The 2,694-nt window shown below is 41.3% G+C and carries 2 protein-coding genes; both read right to left on the bottom strand.

Annotated features, from left to right (window positions below; all coding sequences use genetic code 11):
• Window positions 1-1,624: vWA domain-containing protein (locus tag EAF07_RS10345; protein WP_142925608.1), on the bottom strand; the 1,624-nt coding region annotated here is incomplete at its 3' end.
• Between the two features lie 18 nt (window positions 1,625-1,642).
• Window positions 1,643-2,694, bottom strand: a 1,052-nt coding sequence (locus EAF07_RS10340) for a G5 domain-containing protein (RefSeq protein ID WP_121836461.1), incomplete at its 5' end; no start/stop codon positions are given.

Raw genomic sequence — 2,694 nt, 5'->3', positions numbered from 1 at the left:
CTACCTTAAAGGTACCTACCAATTGACCTACTTCACGCTCTACTTTTGGTGGCGTGTAGTTCGCAGGAGGCTCTGTTTCATCCGCCTCATCCAAGTTTTCTGCTTCTTCGGTACGTTTTAACTCGTAGTCAAACTTGTTGTTACCCGGGTTAAAGACACTTTCTGGTACAGAAATAGTAACCTTGCGTCCTTCTTGTTTTACCGTACCTGGGATTTCTTTTGTATCATCCTTAACAGTTTCAACAACTTTCTTGCCATTGATTGTGACAGATTCTACCTTATAGCCTTCGGTAACTTCAAACTCTCCATTTACATTTTCTCTAACCATTGCGGCAGTTACAGAGTCAAGAACCTTTTGTGCAAAAAGATCAACATCCTTCTGTTCATCTACATAGAATGATACATTTTTCCCATTAACAACTTTATCTGGCGAAGCCATCGTATGCAAAGCATCATGGAACACATTACGAACTGGTGCATTTGTTGCTCCATCGTCGATACCATATTTGTTAAGGTATCCACCTTCGTATCCGTCACCATATTGTTGAGCAACTCTAAAGTTAGCAATATCTTCCCAGAAACCAATAACAACTTCGGAATTACTTCCTAATTCTTGCTTCAGTTTATTTCCACGATCAACTAATTCTTGAGAACGAGTAATATAGTCTTGAGCTCCCTCTGGAAGTGTAAAGAAGTAATACGGAGTTCTATATGGATCGTATGGATCGTATCTTACCGAATAGTCCCATCCTCCCTCGCGTAACTCCTTATGGTTTCCAAGCTTTGGATTGAGAGTGGTATAATATTCATAACCTCCGAACTCATTTACTATCTCCTGGGTAAAGCCATAATAGTTAGCAATTTTCTTAATTCGTTCTTTTGTCTTCTCAATGACAATTTGGTTATCTTTGCGAACACCGTTTGCTACACCATCTGTGATAAGCAAGAACACTGTCTTTCGATTGTCATTGTTGCCTGCTGCCGCTTTAGCCACTTGATACTGTTTCATGAAGTCATCAATGGCCGGAACTGTTGGCGTTCCTCCTGCTGCCGCTTCTTTCGTAACCTCATTATCTAAGAAAGTTTTAATTTTTCCAGGATCATTTGTCAATTCTGAAAAATCAAAATCATATTTTCCATCGTTCGCAAGAACGTAATTACCTGAAAAGCTAGAACCACCTGTATAGATATATTGCTTATCAATCCCCTGATAAGTACCAATCATGACGCGGTCTGTTGTTTTGGGATCATTAGTAAAAACTAATTTCGGCTTATTATAGTCGTACTTTTCAGCAGGAACAGCCGTTGTTAACTTTGTCAATGCAGTTTTGATATTGTCAATAGTATTTCTAAATGAACCTGATGTATCCTGCAAAATTACCAAGTCAATGGGTTGACGGGGTAATGCCCATGCAACTTCTTCAGTTGTCTCAATCTTAATCGCACAGCCCTCTTGGGTCACCTTAGGAGCTGTCGTAGTCGTTGAGACATTACCAATGCTCGTTGTCGCTGTTACGACAATGCCACCTACTAAGTTTAACAACATTGGGAATAATAACCCTAACGTCGCCAATAAACTTAACAAGCCATTGGGATGTCTCCTATCATTTCCTTTTTTCTTCATATCCTATCTCTTTACTCTCTACTCTTTTCTCTTTCTAAACCACATCAAGCCACCAAGCACTGCCAACACAGCTGCTCCAATAACTGCTAACAAGGATTTTTGTTCACCTGTTTTTGGCAACACTGCTTTAGCTTCTGCTTTGGCTCCAGCTACTGATGATTTAGCCTCTGGTTTGGTGTCTGTTTTCTTAGTCGTTGTCCCTGACACTCCTTTTGTTCCAATTTCAATGATTTCTGGAACTGCCGGAGTTGTTCCTTCAGCTTTAATCACACGACTAACTTCTTTACCATCTACCATCGTCACAGTATAGACAATCGTACGAATACCATCTTTACCTTCTTGAACGACACGCGTTTCTCCCTTCGCTAACTCTGGATTCTTACGCGTTTGTTTCTCAAATGGAATAGATTCGTGTTTAGTTTCCGTCTTAACAACTGGTTTCGATGGCGCTGGAGTAACAGGAATATCTTTTGTACCAACTTCTGTGATTTCTGCTACTGCTGGGGTCGTCGTGTCTGATTTGACAACACGACCTGTTTCTTGACCATCTACGGTTGTCACAGTGTAAACAATCGTACGAACTCCATCTTTACCTTCTTGAACGACACGCGTTTCTCCCTTCGCTAACTCTGGGTTCTCACGCGTTTGTTTCTCAAACGGTATCACTTCACTCTTAGTTTCATCTTTAACGACTGGTACAACAATTGGCGTTCCCGGAATAACGGTGACTTCTTTTGTACCAATTTCTGTGATTTCTGGCACTGCTGGGGTTGTCGTGTCTGATTTGACAACGCGACCTGTTTCTTGGCCATCTACTGTTGTCACGGTGTAAACAATCGTACGAACTCCATCTTTACCTTCTTGAACGACACGCGTTTCTCCCTTCGCTAACTCTGAGTTCTCACGCGTTTGTTTCTCAAACGGAATCACTTCGGTCTTGGTCTCATCTTTAACGACTGGCACAACAATTGGCGTTCCCGGAATAACGGTGACTTCTTTTGTGCCAACTTCAATCACTTCTTCAACTGCTGGAGTAGTGATTTCTTCACTAACCTTGTTACGTTCAGTTT

Origin of the sequence: Streptococcus hillyeri (assembly GCF_003686955.1) — a bacterium.
GTDB classification, from domain to species: Bacteria; Bacillota; Bacilli; order Lactobacillales; family Streptococcaceae; genus Streptococcus; species Streptococcus hillyeri.
Note: the sequence above shows the minus strand (reverse complement) of the source record. Positions and strands in the feature narration are given on the sequence as shown.